Below are 19,277 nucleotides of genomic sequence, written 5' to 3'. Positions count from 1 at the left end.
TTTTTGGTAAGGAATAGTTTCAATGAGTGTTCAACGTTTTGAGGACAAAGAAAATATATGTGAAAGATGAATCGCTTCATGAAATTCCATTCGAAAATATCACTATTTATTCACAAAGTCTTTATTCTGGGCAACAACTTATTGCAAAGAAGCATAATTGTAGGTTGTTGGTATTCTTATAAATGTAGAAAGTCTCATAAAAAATCAAGTATTAATATACTGTAAATAAATCACATAAATAAATGCTTTATAAAAAAACTCGGCTTAAATAATCACATAATCTATAATTTGAATAGGAAGTTTAAGTTTTTAGAAAAATCCAATAAATGTTCTTATGCAAAAATATATAGTTATTTACTTGTAGTCCAGAACTACAGAAAAAAAGCATTTAAGCATCAAATAAATTCGAAAAGTACAAGTATTGCCTACAATTGAAATACTGAAATGGTAGTTTGACAAAATGAATAAAAAATGACAAAATTTGTATTTTTAGGGTAGGCTTATTTGCTTCTTGACAGGAGAGTAAAAGAACTATAAAACTACATGGCATCGTTTATGATAAAAATTGTAGCCAATTACGTGCCAAAAAGGAATCAGCCGAAAGAAAATATTTAAGGGTTTCGTAAATCTAACTACCTGATTGACTTAGAGAGATAAGGATAGTTTTTCAAAAAAAAAGGTAAAACAAATGGATATATGCGTACATTTGCACCCGCAAAAATGAAGTTTTCTTACATAAACCAGAACTACTACAAACTGATTAAAATAGTTGCTATTTTAAGGTAAAGTTGAATTTTTCTAAGAAAGCAAAATTTTTAGGAGGGTTATTTTGGCTACTATATTAATTTGGCAAAAATCCTGTAAAAAACAAATAAATTTTTGTGATTTAATTAACGGGCTTACCGTAACTTTGCCAAAATTCTATTGGGAGACTTTCATTAAATCAAGAAAATCAATCTCTTTGTACTTTATTCGTACCCTATGTAAGAAACTTTACGAATAAGTTTAATTAATATCAAAGATTAACGCCAGTTATGGACCAATTTTCATACATTGCCAACGCCGATACTGCGGTAATTTCGGACTTGTACGAGTCATATCAGCAAGACCCCAATTCGGTTGACGCTAGTTGGCAGAACTTTTTCAAAGGTTTTGACTTTTATACTTCTTGGAGTGGCGAGGCCTCTTCAAATGGAGTGGGTAGTGCATCTGTAGATGCTTCAATGATTCAGAAAGAGATGTCTGTAATCAGTTTGATTAAGGCATTTAGATCAAGAGGACACTTGTTGTCAAAGACCAATCCTGTGCGTGAGCGCAAGGATCGTCGCCCTCGTCTTGATTTAAAAGATTATGCACTTTCTGAAGCTGATCTTGATACAGTATTCCAAGCGGGTAGTTTTTTGGGTATTGGCCCAGCATCTCTTCGCAAAATTGTGGAATCTCTCTATAAAATCTACGCAGGTTCGATTGGTTTTGAGTATTCTTACATCAGAGAATCAGATGTTAAAGAATGGCTTCGTAACAAAATCGAGAAGGAAGCGCTTGCTTTTAATCCTTCTATCGATGAGAAAAAACAGATTCTTCAAAAATTGAACGAAGCTGTTGTTTTCGAAAACTTCTTAGGTACAAAATATTTAGGTCAAAAACGTTTCGGTTTGGAAGGTGGCGAAAGCACTATTCCTGCACTTGATGCTATTATCAATACTGCGGCCGACCTTGGTGTGAAAGAAGCTATGATTGGTATGGCTCACCGTGGACGTTTGAACGTGTTGGCCAATATTATGCACAAATCTTACGCCGCAATCTTCGATGGTTTTGAAGGAAATATTCCTGATCAAATCCACGGTGACGGTGACGTAAAATATCACTTAGGCTATTCATCTAAGCATATTACTCCTGCTGGTTCTGAAATTTCTTTGAAATTAGCGCCAAACCCTTCTCACTTAGAGGCTGTAAATCCTGTAGTTGAAGGCTTCTGCCGTGCAAGTGCTGATGCTCATTATGATGGTGATTATGACAAAGTATTACCAATCTTAATTCATGGTGATGCTGCTGTAGCGGGTCAGGGTATTGTATATGAGGTAACTCAAATGGCGAAGTTGCGTGGTTACGAAACAGGTGGTACAATCCACTTTGTAATCAACAACCAAGTTGGTTTTACAACAGACTTTGAGGATGCTCGTTCGGCAATCTATTGTACAGATGTAGCTAAAATCATTGATGCTCCAGTATTCCACGTAAATGGTGACGATCCTGAAGCGGTTGTTTTCGTTTCGAAAATCGCAGCTGAATTCCGTCAGCAATTCAACCGTGACGTATTTATTGATATGGTTTGTTACCGTAGAAATGGTCACAACGAATCTGATGAGCCAAGATTTACGCAACCAACCTTGTATTCGAATATCACAAATCATCCAAACCCTCGTGAAATCTACACACAAAAATTGATTACACGTGGTGATATCGATGCTCAGTTGGCTTCTCAAATGGATTCTGAATTTAAGGCTGAGTTGCAAGCTCGCCTTGACCAAGTAAAACAAAAAATTCGTCCAGAATATGTACCATTGAAATTGGATAACAAATGGGCTGAATTGCGTTTTGCTGGTACAGAAGATTTTGAGAAATCTCCCAAAACAGGTATTTCTAAAGAAACGATTGATAAAATTGCAGCTGCTTTGACAAAATTGCCAGCAGGTTTCCATGCCTTGAAGCAAATTGAAAAAGTATTAGCTGATCGTAAAGTATTTTTCCAAAATGGACAATTAAACTGGGCTACAGCTGAAGCTTTGGCGTATGGTTCATTGTTGCTGGAAGGCAAAATGGTACGTGTATCTGGTCAGGATGTTCAACGTGGTACGTTCTCTCACCGTCATGCTGTATTGCACGATGCTGAGACAAACGAGTCATACACTTCTTTGAACTTTATTGAAGAAGGGCAAGAGCAAATCCAAATCTATAACTCATTGTTGTCAGAATACGGTGTGTTAGGTTTTGAATTTGGTTACTCATTGGCAAACCCTGAAGCCTTGGTTATCTGGGAAGCTCAGTTTGGTGACTTCTCAAACGGTGCGCAAACAATGATTGACCAGTTTATTGCATCTTGCGAATCGAAATGGGGTACGATGAATGCTTTGGTAATGCAACTACCTCATGGTTATGAAGGTCAAGGTCCTGAGCACTCAAATGCTCGTCCTGAGCGTTACTTACAATTGGCAGCAGAAGACAACATGGTTGTAGCAAACTTAACTACTCCTGCAAACATCTTCCACGCATTGCGTCGTCAGTTGGCTTGGGAATTCCGTAAGCCATTAATCATCATGTCACCTAAATCACTGTTCCGTCATCCAAAGGTAGTTTCTCCAATCGAAGAATTTATCGACGGATCATTCCAAGAAATTTACGGTGATACTTATGCAGATGCTAAAAAAGTGAAGAAAGTATTGTTGTGCTCTGGCAAAGTTTATTTCGACTTGTTAGAAAAACAACAAAAAGACAATCGCACCGATGTGGCAATTATCCGTATCGAGCAGTTACATCCTTTCCCAACTAGCCAAGTAAATGCAGAGCTAGCGAAGTATCCAAAAGCAAAAGTTTACTGGGTACAAGAAGAGCCAGAAAACATGGGATACTGGTCATTTGTAACTCGCGAATTTGGTTTCAAATCATTTGAAGGAGTTATTGCTCGCAAAAAATCTGCTTCGCCTGCAACAGGTTTCTTGAAAGTTCATAATGAAGAACAAGCAATTCTAGTTGATAGAGCATTTGCTTAATTATAATATTTGTTGAAACCGACTTTTTGACGCTACGGCTCAGAGAGTCGGTTTTGGCATCATGTTACCAGACAATATTTAAACAGGACATTTTACTATAGTTATAAATTGAAGATTGTGTCAAACAACCAATCCGAATACTAAATAATAAATTAATAAGATGGCAATCGAAATGAAAGTTCCGCCAGTTGGCGAGTCGATAACCGAGGTCACAATTGCCTCATGGAATAAAAAAGATGGGGATGTAGTGAAGATGGATGAGGTATTGTGCGAGTTAGAGTCGGATAAAGCTACCTTCGAACTACCAGCAGAAGCTGAAGGTGTTTTGCGCATTGTTGCAAAAGAAGGTGATACTTTACCAATTGGTGCAGTAATCTGCGTTATCGAAGCCGCAGGTGCTTCGGCAGCAGCAGCGCCAGTTGTAGCAGCTCCAGTAGCCGCTCCTGCTCCAGCAGCAGCGCTAGTTGCAACGGAAACTAAGGTTGTTGAAATCAAAGTTCCAGCAGTAGGTGAGTCTATCACTGAAGTTACAGTTTCGTCTTGGAATAAGAAAGAAGGTGATACTGTATCGATGGACGAAGTATTGTGCGAACTTGAATCTGACAAAGCTACCTTCGAATTGCCTGCTGAAGCGGCGGGTGTATTACACATCGTAGCAGAAGCTGGTACTACTTTGCCTATTGGTGGCTTGGTAGCAACTCTTACCGTAGGTGCAGGTGCTAGCGTTGCTGCTCCAGCTCCTTCAGCAGCACCAGTTGCAGCAGCTCCTTCGGGCGATGCCAACTACGCTGCGGGTCATGCTTCTCCTGCAGCAGCTAAAATTTTAGCTGAAAAAGGTGTTGATGCTGGTGCCGTACAAGGTACTGGTGTAGGTGGCCGTATTACTAAAGAAGATGCTCAAAGTGCTCAAAAACCAGTAGCTCCAGCGCCTGCAACTCCAGCAGCGGCTCCTGCTCCTGCGGCAGCACCAGTTGCTTCCTCTGATTCAAGAGGTGTAAGAAGAGAAAAAATGACTTCGCTTCGCAAAACAGTAGCTCGTCGATTGGTTCAAGTGAAAAACGAGACTGCCATGTTGACTACATTCAACGAAGTTGATATGAAGCCAATTATGGATTTGCGTTCGAAATACAAAGATAAATTCAAAGAAAAACATGGTGTTAACCTTGGTTTCATGTCATTCTTCACTAAAGCAGTGACGGTGGCATTGAAAGAATTCCCTGCGGTTAATGCTTCTATCGATGGCGATCAAATCGTTTACCATGACTATTGTGATGTTTCAATTGCAGTATCTGCTCCAAAAGGATTAGTTGTACCTGTGATTCGTAATGCTGAACAATTATCATTGGCTGGTATCGAGGCTGAGGTTATTAGATTAGCAACTCGTGCTCGTGACAACAAATTGACACTTGATGAAATGAACGGTGGTACTTTCACTATTACAAATGGTGGTGTATTTGGTTCAATGTTATCGACCCCAATCATCAATGCTCCACAGGTAGCTATCTTGGGTATGCACAACATCGTTGAGCGTGCTGTGGTAATTGGTGGTCAAGTGGTTGTTCGCCCAATCATGTATGTAGCACTTTCTTATGACCACCGTATCATCGACGGTCGTGAGTCTGTAAGCTTCTTGGTACGTTTAAAACAATTACTAGAAGATCCAACTCGTTTATTGTTAGACGTCTAGTTTAAATAGATATTACTGAGGCAAAGACACGATATTATGCGTGTCTTTGCCTTTTTTGTATCATTTTTTGACTTAAAATAAATAGTTTCAATTTAAACTAAAAGCCTGTTTTTTATCAAAAATTGAAAACTATCACTCAGAGGTCAACACTTTATTTCAAAACTATCCGATTAAGAACTTTTATAGTAACAAAGTAATTATAGATAAAGAGTCATAGACTCAATAACTGTAAATAATCAAAGTATGCAATACGACGTAATAGTAATAGGCTCAGGTCCTGGTGGTTATGTAGCTGCCATCCGTTCGGCTCAATTAGGCTTAAAAACAGCCATCATCGAAAAATACTCTGTATTGGGTGGTACTTGCTTAAACGTAGGCTGTATTCCATCAAAAGCATTGTTGGACTCATCAGAGCATTTCTACAATGCACAACATTCATTTGCTGAGCATGGTATCGAGCTTGAAAACTTGAAAGCTAACTTGTCTCAGATGATTTCTCGTAAAAAAGGAGTTATCGAGAAAATGAATAATGGTATTGCTTTCTTGATGAAGAAAAACAAAATCACTGTTTATAACGGGTTAGGTTCTTTTGTTGACAAAAATACCGTAAACGTTGCTAAACTTGATGGTACTGCTGAGCAAATTACTGGTAAAAATATCATCATTGCTACAGGTTCAAAACCAACTGTTTTACCATTTATTCCTGTTGACAAAAAGCGCGTTATTACTTCAACAGAAGCTTTGAATCTTCAAGAAATTCCAAAACATCTTATCGTTATTGGTGCTGGTGTTATTGGTGCTGAGTTAGGTTCAGTTTACGCTCGTTTGGGTGCTAAAGTAAGTTTTGTAGAATTTGCTGATTCTATGATTCCGACTATGGACAAAACAATGGGTAAAGAATTGCAGAAATCAATTAAGAAATTGGGTGCTGACTTCTACCTAAGCCATAAAGTAACTGGTGTAGTTAATAATGGAGACGATGTAACAGTTACAGCTAAAAACTCAAAAGACGAAGACGTAACTATTACTGGTGACTATGTATTAGTTTGTATTGGTCGTCGTCCATATACTGATGGGTTGAATCTTGAAGCTGCTGGCCTTGCTACAGACCAAAGAGGTAAACTTGAAGTGGATGAGCATACTTTACAAACAAATGTAGGTGGAATCTACGCCATCGGTGATGTGATTCGTGGTGCTATGTTGGCTCACAAAGCTGAAGAGGAAGGTGTATTTGTAGCTGAAACAATCGCTGGACAAAAACCACATATCAACTACAACTTGATTCCTGGTGTAGTATATACTTGGCCAGAAGTAGCTTCTGTTGGTCAGACAGAAGAAGAATTAAAAGCTGCTGGTCGTGCTTACAAGGCTGGTTCATTCCCATTCAAAGCTTTGGGTCGTGCAACTGCTTCAATGGATACTGATGGTTTGGTAAAAGTGTTGGCAGATAAAGCTACTGATGAAATTCTTGGTGTTCATATCATTGGTGCTCGTGCAGCAGATATGATTGCTGAGGCTGTAGTTGCAATGGAATACCGTGCCTCTGCTGAAGATATTTCTCGTATGTCACATGCTCACCCAACTTATACAGAAGCTCTTAAAGAAGCGTGTTTGGCAGCAACTGAAAACAGAGCATTACATGTTTAATCTTCTGAATTAAGATTTTAGCATCTAATATATCGAAAAGCCGATGGGTTCTACCATCGGCTTTTTATTTTAGCAAAACCAAACAATAATCATCTGAAAAGTCTATCTCAATCACCTGCAATGATTTGAATCTCCAAGACTTTTTCTTAGTTTTGGGAATACTCATCATTATATCACTATTTGTACAAAAAATATCATGAAAAAAATAGCCATATTAGCTTTAACTATTTCAATATTAGCTTCTTGTAAATCTAAGTCTGGCTCGGAATCTACTCAAACAGATTCTGTAGCAGTTACTCAAGCTGATTCTACTACGCCAGCAAGCGATGCATTGTATTTGGATGATGTGTTGGCTTGTAATGATTATGAGGGTTTGGTGAAAAAGTTTGGTGCTGAGAATATTGTTAAAAAAGCAACTATCGAAACAGGAGAGGGGTCTTTTGATGCAACCAAGATTTTTGCAGGAACTCCCAAAGAGATTGAAGTATATTGGCAAGACGGTAAAGAATATAAAGTTATTGGAGATGTTCTGGTAAGGCTGCAACTAAAGGATGATAAGCCATCAGCAGAGGGTTCGCCTTGGACTACTAAACTGGGCTTGAAACCAGGTATGACATTGAAAGATGTTGTTGCTCTAAATGGTAAAACATTTACCATTACTGGACTTGGCTGGGATTTGGGTGGAAATGTTGTAAGCTGGGAAGGTGGTAAATTGGCAGATAAGGACATCAATATTCGATTTAATGACTATTCTACAAATTCTGGTGGATTATCAGAAACTGAGTATTCACAAATTTCTGGCGATCGTGAGTTTGATGTTAAACATCCATCAATTCAAAAGCTAAACCCAATCGTTGACCAAGTATCAGTATATCACAAACCTGATTTCGATAAAGAGTTAGGCAATAAAATGTATAAAGATGTAGAGGAAAAACAAATGCCGAAGCATTAGTTTCGGAGGGGCAGAGGCACAAAGGAGCAAAGGGACATAGTGTAATGAAATTTCACTTTATCCCTTTGTGCCTCTGTCACTTTTCATCTTCTTGCCTTTTTACCTATCCACTTTGTGCCTCTGTGCCTTTTTCACTTTGTGCCTACTATACCACATTCTGTGGAGTTCCGTTAATAAAACCTTTAATATTAGCCATCAACATTTCTACAATACGTTGACGAGCTTCAAAGCTTATCCACGCATTATGAGGTGTAATCAAACAGTTTGGAGCCGTCAATAAAGGATTATTTTCTGAGGGAGGTTCTTGGGAAAGTACATCGAGCGCTGCACCTGCTAATACTCCTTCCTTTAAAGCTTCTGCTAAATCTTTTTCCTGAATGAGTTGTCCTCTCGAAGCATTTACTAAATAGGCTGTTTGTTTCATTTTTGCCAGTAATTCTTTGTTGACAAAGCCTATATTTTCGGGTGTTGATGGACAACATAGGGCTATGAAATCACTTTCCGAAAATAGTTTTTCGATGTTTACCGTAGAATAGGGTAAGTCATCTTTTACCGTTCTTGAAGCATAACATATCTTCATGCCAAAAGCTTCTGCAATCTTCGCCGTTTGCTGACCAATTCGTCCCATTCCAACTATTCCCAAGGTTTTTCCTGCTAATTCTATAATAGGAGACAAAGAAAAGCACCAGTCTTGTGCTGAAACCCAAGCGCCATTGGTTACAGCCTGACTATTTTTTCCAACATGATTACTCAATTCTAATATGAGTGCAAAGATATGTTGAGCCACCGAGGCTGTTCCATAAGCAGGTATATTGCTTACGATAATTCCCTTTGCTGTTGTAGCTTGTGTATCGATGATATTGTAACCTGTAGCTGCTACCGCAATCATTGTCAACTGAGGTAAAGCAGTGATAGTTTCGGCAGAGAAAGGCGTTTTATTGGTAATAACTATATCTGCTTCTTTACAACGCTCAACAATCTCAGAAATGGGCGTTCTTTCGTAAAAAGTCACTTTACCAAGACTATTGAAACAATCCCAAGCAAGGTCGTTGCTATGCAAAGTGAAACCATCGGTAATAACAATATTCATAGAAATAGGAATGAGTGCTGAATGGTGAGTTTTGAATGATGAATATAAAAATGCCTATTGCCTATAGCCAATAAAAATTAATTTCATTTTACCCACTTACTTAAGTATTAATGCAAAATAAAATTGCCTTACTACGCTTTATGCTGTAAGCCGTAGGCATTAGGCAAAAAAGCCTCAATTATTTCATGAGAAATACTATTTAACTTTTAGCCTACCGCATAAAGCCTAGAGCTTAAGGCGGGTAAAATTATTTTAATTTCGCATTTTCATGATGGCGTGTAGCATCTCTTTGTGTTTTCTTTGCAAGGTTTTTGTCTAACGCCGCTGTCAAATCCACACCTGTTTGGTTGGCCAAGCAAATCAATACAAATAATACATCAGCCATTTCGTCGCCAAGGTCTTTGTTTTTATCAGACTCTTTTTCTGACTGTTCGCCATAACGACGTGCTATAATACGAGCCACTTCGCCAACTTCTTCAGTTAGCATTGCCATATTGGTCAATTCATTAAAATATCTAACACCGATGGTTTTAATCCATTGGTCTACCGTTTCTTGAGCTTCTTTGATGGTCATTTTGACAAGGTTTTTTACTATCTAAACTCCAAGGCCTATAGTTTGTTTTTAGAATCAATCACAATAGTCACAGGACCGTCGTTGATGAGTGCGACTTTCATATCTGCCCCGAATTCGCCAGTTTGTATACTTTTACCTAATTCTTTTTCTAATTGAACAATCATGCTTTCGTACAAAGGGATTGCAATATCAGGTTTTGCAGCTTCGATAAAACTTGGTCTATTGCCCTTTTTCGTAGAAGCATGCAACGTAAATTGGCTAATTAATAAAATATCTCCTTCAATAGCCTTGAGGTCGAGGTTCATTTTACCTTCCTCGTCAGAAAAAATACGCATTCCAACGATTTTTTTTGATAACCATTCTACATCTTCTTGGGTATCAGTATGGGTAACGCCTAATAAAATCATAAAGCCAGCGTTGATAGAACCTTTTACTTGGTTATCAATCGTTACGGATGCTTCGGATACTCGTTGTATAACTGCAATCATGAATTTTTAGAAAAAGGGATTTAATTAATATGCTTTCGGCAATAAGCCGTAGGCACTAGGCAAGCATAAAGCTTCTAGAATTATATGAGAAATGCTTTTATACTTTTAGCTTACGGCTTTCGGCCGTGGGCTTTTGACAAAAGCATGTCCGCGTAAACTATTTGCCTAATGCCTGATTGTTTATATTAGCATATAAACAATCAGGAAATAGACTCCATAACCCAATAAGTCATTGGTAGTAGTAATAAATGGACCTGAGGCTACGGCAGGGTTAATATCAAACTGATTAAGTACTAAAGGCGTGATAGTCCCCATAAAAGAAGCAAGCATTACAATCGAGAAAATCGAAAGTGACATAACTAATGAAATGGTATTTTCGTGCTCTAATACTAAGGTTCCCAAGAAAGCAAATGTCGCAGCAATAAGTCCATTGAGAAGAGATACCAATAAAACTTTTTTCAAACGCTCTGTCAGCGATGTATCAATGCCTGATTTATCGGCCAAACTTTGTACAATCAAAGCTGACGATTGAATCCCTACATTACCGCCCGTTGAACCAATTAAAGGAATAAAGGCGGCTAGGGCAGGAGTTCTTGCGACTTCGCCATCAAAAACACCAATAATCTTGGCAGCTAAAAAGCTTCCTGTCATACCAATCAATAACCAAGGTAGTCTCGAACGTACCAACTTCCATACCGAGTCATCTTCTTCTACGTCCTCCGAAATACCCGCCATGGCTTGTACGTCTTCATGCGCTTGTTCGGTGATAAAATCCACGACGTCGTCAATCGTAATACGACCTAGCAAACGCCCCTGAATATTGACAACAGGTACGGCGTCCAAATCGTATTTTTGCATAATATCTGCTACTTCTTCGCCCGTAGCAGTAGTTTTTACAGAAACGATATCATCAGTAAAAATATCAGCAATCTTAGAGCCTCGTTTTGCTAAAATGATTTTTTTGAGCGAAGCCCTTCCCAAAAGTGTACCTTCATCATCTACGACATATACCGAATACACATTTTCGACATCTTCTGCTTGACGACGGATTTCTTCCACACATTCGGTTACACTTTGCTTTACATTGATTTTTACTAATTCTTTTTGCATCAAACCACCAGCACAATCTTCATCATAATGCAATAGGTCAATAATAAAGCGAGCTTGCTCACGGTCGCTCACCAAGGCAATTACCTCTTCACGAACATTCACAGGCTGTTCGTTGAGTATGTCTACCGCATCATCTGAGTCGAGCAAGTCAACATATTCCGCAATTTGCTGTGAGGTAAAGTTTTTGAGGAACTTTTTACGGTCGTCTGGGTCGAGATTAACAATAATTTCGGCAGCCAGTTTGGTATCGAGTAGTGTAACAAGATAATGAGCTTCTTCTCCTTCAAGCTCATACAAAATATTCGTAATATCAGCAGGGAATAGCTCTTCCATTTCGGTACGAATAAGTTCGTTGTTATGTTCCGAAATGGCTGCCTGTATCTTTTCTAGGTACTCTTTCGTTAGCTCAAAAGGCAGATGTTGATTCGTTAATTCCATTGCTGAAGTGATAAAAGTTTAAATAAAGGGATAAAGAGAACAGGCACAAAGAGACAAAGTGGAGGTTTTGGCTATATATGGGCATTCGGCACAATGTTGCTAACCTGTTTAGCCTAGCTCATAGCGCTTAATGTAGTAGGGCTACACAAAAGATATTATATTAGTTTACCCGCAATAGGCATTAGGCTATATGCCATAAGCTAAAAGTATTTCTAATAAAATAATGAATACATTTTGGCCTATTGCCTAAGGCTTATGTCTTAAAGCGTATCAATGCAATTTTGTTCTGAATACAAAACTAATCTTTCGTACAGGACTAATAGCGGAAATTCCGAAATCTCAAATCCACAATTCTACATTAAACTCGAAGAGTTATTTTCATCCTTACCCTGAAACTCTCTTCCATAATAAGTGCTCAACAATAGGAAAAGAGAAAATAAGATAGGCCCAAATATAAGTCCTGTAAACCCCCAAAGCTGTACACCCACGATTACCCCAAAAAGCGTAATTAAGGGGTGAGTGTCACCTAATTTATTTTGTAGCCAAATTCTAAAAATATTATCTACCGAACCAATCACAAAAAAGCCATAAAGTAACATAATCATACCTCTGATATTTTCGTGGTTGGCAAACAACAAAATAGATACTGGAATATAGGCTAGTGCTGATCCCAATATAGGAATCATAGACACAATACAAGTCACCAAAAACCATAAAACGGCATTGGGTACGCCCAAAATCAAATAAATCAATAAACCTGTAACGCCTTGTACTATCCCAATCACAGGAATACCGATGGCGTTGGAAAATACCAGCTTGTTGACTTCGCCCAAAAGCTGTTCGGAGTTCTCTTGGTTGAGCGGAAAAATTTTAATGAGCGTTTTGTCTAACAATTCTCTTTCACGTAGCATGAAATACAAAATCAGATAACTCAAGAAAATACCCGTTACACCATTAACAGCCCCATTGAGGAGTTGAGTTGCACTTTGGGTAATCCATGAAAATACCTTGTCGAGCGATTTTTCATCCAACAGGTTTACCTGATATTTGACTTCTATTTGTTCGACAAAACCTTTTACTGCCTTAAAGAACGAACTGTACTGATCTAAGGCAAGTGTATGGCTATTAAATAAAACCTGACCAACAAAATACATCGGAAGTAAAAACATCAAAAACGAGCCTAACATCACAATTGTAATTGCGACACTACGGGACATTTTCCATTTTTCTTCCATTTTTTTTACCCAACCTCCTAATAAAATATAAAGCGTATAAGCTCCTAACAGCGCTGGAATAAAGCTATCGAGATGTATAAACAGCAAGCCTCCGAGTAAAAAAATACTCAAAATAAGGGCAATTTGTCTTAATAGGGTGTTGGATAAAATATCAAATTTCATAATTATTCTTGCTCTTCTTCTCCAGATTCTTCTATTTCAGGATTCTCGATAACTTTGGTGCCAATCATGTTTGTAAGCTGTACAAACTCGGCTACGCCCAATTGTTCTGCACGTTTGTTCAATAAAGGGTGATCTGCAATTTGCATAGCACGCAAGGCATTACGCAAGGTTTTACGACGCTGATTAAAGCCCATCTTTACAACGGAAAAAAACTTTTTCTCATCGCAGCCCAAGTCGGTAACTCCGTTACGACGCAAACGAATTACACCTGAGTTAACTTTTGGCGGTGGGTCAAAAGCCCCTGGTCCCAATGAGAAACTGTATTCGATGTCATAAAAAGCCTGAAGCAATACGCTCAAAATACCGTAGTCTTTATTACCAGGTTTTGACGCAATACGTACTGCTACCTCCTTTTGGAGCATTCCCACAATTTCAGGAATCATATCTTTATTTTCTAAAACCTTAAAAAAGATTTGAGAAGAGATATTATATGGGAAGTTTCCCACGATTCCAAAAATTTCATTGCCCATAAGTTCGTTCAAATTTAAACGCAGAAAGTCTGCTGAATAAATTCTTGGCGTTAGCTCTGGGTAATGAACCTTGAGATACTCCACAGATTCTCTGTCAAGTTCGACAACAGATGTTTCGTACTCTTTATGGGTAAGTAAATATTGTGTTAAAACTCCCATGCCCGGGCCAATCTCAAGGACTTTTTTGTATCCTCCGTGGCAAGACATCAGCTCCACGATACGTTGAGCTGCCGATAGGTCACGCAAGAAATGCTGACCTAAGTTCTTTTTTGCTTTTACCTTGTCCAAATTATGCTAGTATCTTTTGGTCGTGTAGAGGGCTTAAGCACACTACATGACGCAACTGTAAATTTATTCCATAAAATTACGCCGAATTTTGTACTTTTAAGGTATAATGATGCCGAGAAAATCAATAGAATGATTTATCTAATTACAATCTCCTAATCTCTAGTCCGATTAATTATGCGTTGGTCTCACAAAACAAAAGAAGAATTAATTTTAGAAATTCGTCACCTCAAGAAAGAACTTCATGTCTTGGAGAGTAACGAAAAAGTACATTCGGTAGCTGGTAATACGGTTTTTGATTTACGTAAAACGGTCGATAGTATGAACCTCTTCGGGATGATTTTGGAAGAGGATGGTACGATTGTTTTTTGTAATAGCTATGCTACCAAACTATTAGGTTATACATCTGAAGAATTAGTTGGGGAAAATTTCTTTGAATTTTTAGTTCCAGAAGGGGAGCGTAATGCCCGTATTTTGGCTTTTGGTACTGCCATGGAAAATGGTGGGGTATTTGACCAAAAAGAAAGAACAATGCTTGCCAAAAATGGGCAAATGCGTCATGTCGAGCTCAACTCAGTGATTTTTAATGATTTTGACGAAGTAAAATATCTGACAATCATTGGCGAAGATATTACTGAGCGCAAAAAGGTGGCCGAAGCGCTTTCTCGTTCCAATTCGCAGCTGCAGGATTTAGTAAACAATACCTCCGATTTAATTCAAATCATCAGTATTTCGGGACGTTTTTTGTATGTCAATAAGTCTTGGCAAGAAAAAATGGGCTATGAATCCGATGAGTTGGCAAGTCTCAACCTTCGTGATGTATTGCACCCAGATTTTGCGGAGGAAACACTCAAGAAGTTTGAACGAATCAAAAACGGTGAAAAAATTGCTGATTTTGAAACTGTCTTTCGTCGCAAAGATGGTCGTCGTTTGTATTTGTCGGGTTCGGTAAACTGTCGTTTTGAAGGAGATAAAGCCACTGCATTTCGTTGTATTTTTCACAACTCAACTGCCAAAGTTCGTGCCGAGCGTGCATCCAAACTTTATGCAAGTATTGCCCAAGCTGCTATCAATTCGACCAATTTGGATGATTTGTATTCCAATATTCATAAAGAACTAGGCGAAGTAATTGATGTAAAAAACTTCTTTATTGCTCAATACGACCCTCAGCAAAGCTATTTATATTTCCCCTATTATGTCGATGAGTATTTTGACAATCGTGTACATTTTACCAAACGTAAACTAGGCAACGGTCTGACAGAATATGCTATTGCTGCCAATCGTCCGCTGATGTTGTATGACGAGCAAATCGAGGAATTAGGGCGTTCTAAACAGATTTATCTGTATGGAACAGTACCGAAGGTCATGCTTTGCGTACCGCTCAAAATTGGTGACAGAACCACAGGTATTATCGGGGTGAAATCGTATGAACGTCAAAATAAATATGAGCAACGAGATTTGGAATTGCTCGACTTTATTTCGGGGCAGGTGGCGTTGGCAATTGCTCGTAAACAAGCTGAGGATGCCTTAGCACGTGAAACAGCTCGTTTGAATGCCATTTTTGAAGGTAGTTCGCACTTAATGTGGTCTGTTAATCGTAAAATGTTGCTGACTTCTTTCAATCAAGAATATTCTCGTTTACTAGAAAATCGTATCAAAATTCGCCCTCAATTAACTTTGAGTACCGAAAAGTTAGGTTTTCAAATGGTGACCAAAGAAGACCGCAAAATCCTAGAAGATAGATACAAAGAAGCTTTTAGGGGAGAAAAGCAACATTTCGAAATTCAGCTCGAAACGGTAGAAGGAGAAGAGAAATGGGTAGAAATTTACCTGAACCCTATCTTGCTTAAAAACGGCATGATTGAAGAAGTATCAGGTATTGGACGTGATATTACTGACCTCAAAAAATACCAAGAAGATATTGTAAAAGCCAAAGACGAAGCCGAACGTTCGTTGAAAGTTAAAGAGCGTTTCTTGGCGAATATGAGTCACGAAATCCGTACACCAATGAACGGCGTAATCGGTATGATTGACTTGCTCAATGATACGTCGCTTGATGAGGAGCAAAAGGATTATGTATTGACCATCAAAAAATCATCCGAAACGCTATTACATATCTTAAATGATATTTTGGATTTGGCAAAAATCGAGGCTGGTAAAATGGTCTTGCATGAAGCGCCTATTGTATTCAAAGATGTATTTGATAGATTACTGGCGTTGTTCTCGCAAATTGCTGCTAATAAAGGCAACCGAATTCATTGCAATTTTGGGTCAAATATTCCAGAATATGTCATTGCTGATGAAACTCGTTTACTACAGATTTTATCAAACCTTACCTCAAATGCCTTGAAGTTTACCGAAAATGGTACGGTAGATATCAATATAAGTTTGCTTGAAAAACGTGGTAAATTCAATAGAATTAAGGTTGAGGTAAAAGACTCAGGAATCGGTATTACCCAAGAAAATCTTAAAATGCTTTTCAACGCGTTCCAGCAGGTAGACAATTCTACCAAAAAATCATTTGGTGGAACAGGCTTGGGCTTAGCTATCTCAAAAGAGCTTTGCCGCTTGATGAAAGGAGATATTGGTGTGATGTCTGACTGGGGACATGGTAGTACATTCTGGTTTATTATCGAAATCAAGCAGACTGATATTAGTCCTGTTTCGGTGAAAAAGAAAGAGGAACAATTCCAAGTAGTAAACCATTTCAAAGAATATCATCCACACTTGTTGTTGGTCGATGATAATGCCACAAACCGTAAAGTAGCCAGTGAAATTTTACGCAAATCAGGTTGTGAAGTGATTACGGCTGATAGCGGTACACGAGCGATTCAGTTGGTCGAAGCCTCCCATCTCGACCGTGCGTATGACATGATTTTTATGGATATTCAAATGCCTGAAATGGATGGTGTCGAAACCACTCAGCATTTGAGAGCGCTTCCTATGGATATTCCACCAATTATTGCCATGACGGCCTATGCCATGAAAGAAGACCGTGATCGTTTCTTAGCAGCAGGTATGAATGACTATGTGGCAAAACCAATCAGGGCAGAAATTTTGGTCAGAAAAGTACAAGAATGGATTGACAGAAATGCCAGTAAGCGTCCACAGCAGCCTAAAGTTATAGAAATAAAACCTGAGCCTGTAGTGGAGGTGAAAGTTGATGTGCCCGTAAAAATTGAAGAACCAGTGGCAGAGCAGCCAAAAGCAGAAGATGCAACAGTATCCCTGATTTCGGATTTTCATGTATCAGATATTTTCCCAGTGATAGATACCGACATTATCAAACAACTGTCAGATAGTGTGGGTGGAGATATGGAATTTGTCGCCTCAATTATGGAAGGATTTGAAGCTGAAGCTGAAGAGCAAATCCAAAATGCGATAGAAGGATATTATGAAAATAACTGTAAAAAAGTGCAAGGCGAACTTCATACCCTCAAAGGCAATTCTGGAACACTCGGTGCTTCACGCTTGCATGAAATAACAAGGCATATTGAAGTCAAAGCCAAAGTTTGTGATTTTCAATATTTTGAGTCAGAAATGAAAATTTTACAAACCGAATTTGAGCATTTCAAAGAAGCCTACAAAAAGCTAAACTAGTAATTATTAAAACTGCATAAGAACTTAAAGACTTGTGCAGTTTTTTATTTGAAGCAGAGATACTCAAAATGATTCATGCTATTTAGGAAGACAATATGAACGGTAATACCTTTGTGCTATATCTTGAAAATTGTTGAACTATGGAAAATCAACTGAAAATCATCCCAACAGATTTGTTAGAAGTATATCTTGAATCCTTTCCTGCGAAGGTCAATTATGCTTTTGAACAGTTACACGATGCCGAAATATCAACAGATGCTTTTAGTTTTTATACCTCAGTATCTTCCGTGTTTTCTAGCAAAATAGAAGGGGAGGAAATAGAGTTGGATTCCTATATCAAGTACAAAAGATTTGGCTTAGAGTTTTTGCCTGATTACACGAAAAAGATTGATGATTTGTATAATGCCTATACCTATGCCAAGAATCATGAGATGACTCAGGAGCATATCCAAATCGTTCATCAGTTGCTTAGTAAACACATTCTATCGGAAGCTTATCACGGTCGAGTGCGCACACAAAATATGTATGTAACTACCTCCGATGGTAGAATAGAGTATGTGTCTGCCTCTCCCTTTATTGTGAATAGAGAGTTAGAGCTATTTTATGAAGACTTGGATAATTTGCTTAAGCAAAATTTAAGTTTTGAAGAGGTATTTTATTTTGCCAGTATGGTGCATTTAGTTTTTGTCAAAATCCATCCTTGGAATGACGGCAATGGGAGAAGTGCGAGGCTATTAGAAAAATGGTTTTTAGCACAATTTTTGGGAGAGAAATCATGGTTTATTCAATCCGAAAAACACTATTATCAGTATCATAATACCTATTATCAAAATATAAGATTATTAGGTTTAGAATATACAGAACTAGATTACGCTCAAGCATTACCTTTTCTACAAATGTTGCCTAATAGTATTTTGAATTAATAGTGATAAGTATTTGTAAATAGCGAGATAGCAACAAAGAATGATAATCATCCGTTTTATATTCTTTTAGTTTTCACTATATTAGATACAAATTGATACTAATATGAATAATACCTTACTGATCGAAATAACCAATCCAAAAGCATTAGGTCTTCTACATGAGTTAGAGGAATTGCATTTGATAAAGGTCTTGGAAACGAGAACCAAAGAATCAAAGCTTTCAGATAAATATCGAGGCGTTTTTACAAAAGAAGACGCTCAAAGTTTTAATAGTCATACACAGGAAATGAGAAATGAATGGAAAGGTATTTGATTGATAACAACGCAATTTCTAGCTTTTTTTCAGAATCTCTTAGTGAAGTAGGTATGGAGTTTTTGGCAGAGGTATTTGACAAAACCCCATGGATTTCTGTAATTACTCAAATTGAAGCACTTTCTTGAGTAAGCGAGGATAAGACGAAGGACGCTATCATTAAAGAATTTATCTCTGATGCTACAATTCTGGACTTAGACCAAGATATTATAACAAGATGTGTACGACTAAGAAGAAGTCGCAAGATAAAAACTCCTGACGCAATTATTGCAGCAACAGCTATTGTCTATAATCTTACTCTCATAACAAATGATAAAGGGTTCGATAATATACCTGAATTAAATGTTATTGATCCCTATTCCATATAACAAAAGATACAATAGTTCTTATTTGGAGAAATAAGGATTATAATGAATGTATCGATGAGACATCACCATTTCACCCCATAAAACCCTAAATTCATCCCAAACCTT

14 protein-coding genes are annotated in these 19,277 nt (G+C 38.0%); 8 read left to right on the top strand and 6 right to left on the bottom strand.

Annotated elements, in window-relative coordinates; all coding sequences use genetic code 11:
* Positions 1-1,034: 1,034 nt before the first annotated feature.
* The 4 genes from QM491_RS10805 (at position 1,035) to QM491_RS10790 (ending at position 8,056) form a co-directional block, all read left to right on the top strand.
* Positions 1,035-3,770, top strand: a complete 2,736-nt coding sequence (locus QM491_RS10805; protein WP_283327509.1) for a 2-oxoglutarate dehydrogenase E1 component — start codon at positions 1,035-1,037, stop codon at positions 3,768-3,770.
* Between the two features lie 160 nt (positions 3,771-3,930).
* On the top strand, positions 3,931-5,457 hold the full coding sequence (odhB, locus tag QM491_RS10800; protein ID WP_283327508.1) for a 2-oxoglutarate dehydrogenase complex dihydrolipoyllysine-residue succinyltransferase: 1,527 nt from the start codon (positions 3,931-3,933) through the stop codon (positions 5,455-5,457).
* Between the two features lie 243 nt (positions 5,458-5,700).
* Positions 5,701-7,104, top strand: a complete 1,404-nt coding sequence (gene lpdA, locus QM491_RS10795; protein ID WP_283327507.1) for a dihydrolipoyl dehydrogenase — start codon at positions 5,701-5,703, stop codon at positions 7,102-7,104.
* 196 nt (positions 7,105-7,300) lie between these two features.
* The gene (locus tag QM491_RS10790) at positions 7,301-8,056 is read left to right on the top strand and encodes a hypothetical protein (protein ID WP_283327506.1); all 756 of its coding nucleotides are present in this window, start codon (positions 7,301-7,303) and stop codon (positions 8,054-8,056) included.
* Between the two features lie 145 nt (positions 8,057-8,201).
* On the opposite strand, the gene QM491_RS10785 is transcribed toward QM491_RS10790, so the two are convergent.
* From QM491_RS10785 to rsmA, 6 genes are all read right to left on the bottom strand, one after another.
* On the bottom strand, positions 8,202-9,146 hold the full coding sequence (locus tag QM491_RS10785; protein ID WP_283327505.1) for a D-2-hydroxyacid dehydrogenase: 945 nt from the start codon (positions 9,144-9,146) through the stop codon (positions 8,202-8,204).
* A gap of 247 nt (positions 9,147-9,393) precedes the next feature.
* Positions 9,394-9,720: a nucleotide pyrophosphohydrolase gene (locus QM491_RS10780; RefSeq protein ID WP_283327504.1), complete on the bottom strand. Its 327-nt coding sequence runs from the start codon at positions 9,718-9,720 to the stop codon at positions 9,394-9,396.
* A gap of 35 nt (positions 9,721-9,755) precedes the next feature.
* Complete coding sequence (dtd, locus tag QM491_RS10775) at positions 9,756-10,208, bottom strand: D-aminoacyl-tRNA deacylase (RefSeq protein WP_283327503.1); 453 nt, start codon at positions 10,206-10,208, stop codon at positions 9,756-9,758.
* A gap of 180 nt (positions 10,209-10,388) precedes the next feature.
* A complete protein-coding gene (gene mgtE / locus QM491_RS10770) occupies positions 10,389-11,735 on the bottom strand; it encodes a magnesium transporter (RefSeq protein ID WP_283327627.1) in 1,347 nt (448 codons plus the stop codon).
* Between the two features lie 374 nt (positions 11,736-12,109).
* Complete coding sequence (locus QM491_RS10765; RefSeq protein ID WP_283327502.1) at positions 12,110-13,153, bottom strand: AI-2E family transporter; 1,044 nt, start codon at positions 13,151-13,153, stop codon at positions 12,110-12,112.
* 2 nt (positions 13,154-13,155) lie between these two features.
* Positions 13,156-13,971 (bottom strand): 16S rRNA (adenine(1518)-N(6)/adenine(1519)-N(6))-dimethyltransferase RsmA, encoded by an 816-nt coding sequence (gene rsmA / locus QM491_RS10760; protein WP_283327501.1) that lies wholly within the window; start codon positions 13,969-13,971, stop codon positions 13,156-13,158.
* Positions 13,972-14,145: 174 nt separating this feature from the next.
* On the opposite strand from rsmA, the gene QM491_RS10755 reads away from it, so the two are divergent.
* The 4 genes from QM491_RS10755 to QM491_RS25535 all read left to right on the top strand — a co-directional run bounded on the left by QM491_RS10755 (position 14,146) and on the right by QM491_RS25535 (position 19,172).
* A complete protein-coding gene (locus QM491_RS10755; RefSeq protein ID WP_283327500.1) occupies positions 14,146-17,568 on the top strand; it encodes a PAS domain S-box protein in 3,423 nt (1,140 codons plus the stop codon).
* A gap of 140 nt (positions 17,569-17,708) precedes the next feature.
* Complete coding sequence (locus QM491_RS10750) at positions 17,709-18,491, top strand: Fic family protein (RefSeq protein WP_283327499.1); 783 nt, start codon at positions 17,709-17,711, stop codon at positions 18,489-18,491.
* 103 nt (positions 18,492-18,594) lie between these two features.
* On the top strand, positions 18,595-18,804 hold the full coding sequence (locus tag QM491_RS10745; protein WP_283327498.1) for a hypothetical protein: 210 nt from the start codon (positions 18,595-18,597) through the stop codon (positions 18,802-18,804).
* Between the two features lie 155 nt (positions 18,805-18,959).
* Positions 18,960-19,172, top strand: coding sequence for a PIN domain-containing protein (locus QM491_RS25535; protein ID WP_374761252.1), 213 nt, complete (start codon positions 18,960-18,962; stop codon positions 19,170-19,172).
* The last annotated feature ends 105 nt before the right edge of the window (positions 19,173-19,277 follow it).

Source organism: Flectobacillus longus, assembly GCF_030056705.1.
Classification (GTDB): domain Bacteria; phylum Bacteroidota; class Bacteroidia; order Cytophagales; family Spirosomataceae; genus Flectobacillus; species Flectobacillus longus.
Note: the sequence above shows the minus strand (reverse complement) of the source record. Positions and strands in the feature narration are given on the sequence as shown.

What these genes read in the sequence shown, in the direction of transcription:
- QM491_RS10805 (WP_283327509.1), top strand. Translation starts at nt 1,035, where the DNA reads ATGGACCAATTTTCATACATTGCCAACGCCGATACTGCGGTAATTTCG.
- dtd (WP_283327503.1), bottom strand. Translation starts at nt 10,208, where the DNA reads ATGATTGCAGTTATACAACGAGTATCCGAAGCATCCGTAACGATTGAT.
- lpdA (WP_283327507.1), top strand. Translation starts at nt 5,701, where the DNA reads ATGCAATACGACGTAATAGTAATAGGCTCAGGTCCTGGTGGTTATGTA.
- QM491_RS10750 (WP_283327499.1), top strand. Translation starts at nt 17,709, where the DNA reads ATGGAAAATCAACTGAAAATCATCCCAACAGATTTGTTAGAAGTATAT.
- QM491_RS10745 (WP_283327498.1), top strand. Translation starts at nt 18,595, where the DNA reads ATGAATAATACCTTACTGATCGAAATAACCAATCCAAAAGCATTAGGT.
- QM491_RS10765 (WP_283327502.1), bottom strand. Translation starts at nt 13,153, where the DNA reads ATGAAATTTGATATTTTATCCAACACCCTATTAAGACAAATTGCCCTT.
- odhB (WP_283327508.1), top strand. Translation starts at nt 3,931, where the DNA reads ATGGCAATCGAAATGAAAGTTCCGCCAGTTGGCGAGTCGATAACCGAG.
- QM491_RS10785 (WP_283327505.1), bottom strand. Translation starts at nt 9,146, where the DNA reads ATGAATATTGTTATTACCGATGGTTTCACTTTGCATAGCAACGACCTT.
- QM491_RS10755 (WP_283327500.1), top strand. Translation starts at nt 14,146, where the DNA reads ATGCGTTGGTCTCACAAAACAAAAGAAGAATTAATTTTAGAAATTCGT.
- QM491_RS10780 (WP_283327504.1), bottom strand. Translation starts at nt 9,720, where the DNA reads ATGACCATCAAAGAAGCTCAAGAAACGGTAGACCAATGGATTAAAACC.
- QM491_RS10790 (WP_283327506.1), top strand. Translation starts at nt 7,301, where the DNA reads ATGAAAAAAATAGCCATATTAGCTTTAACTATTTCAATATTAGCTTCT.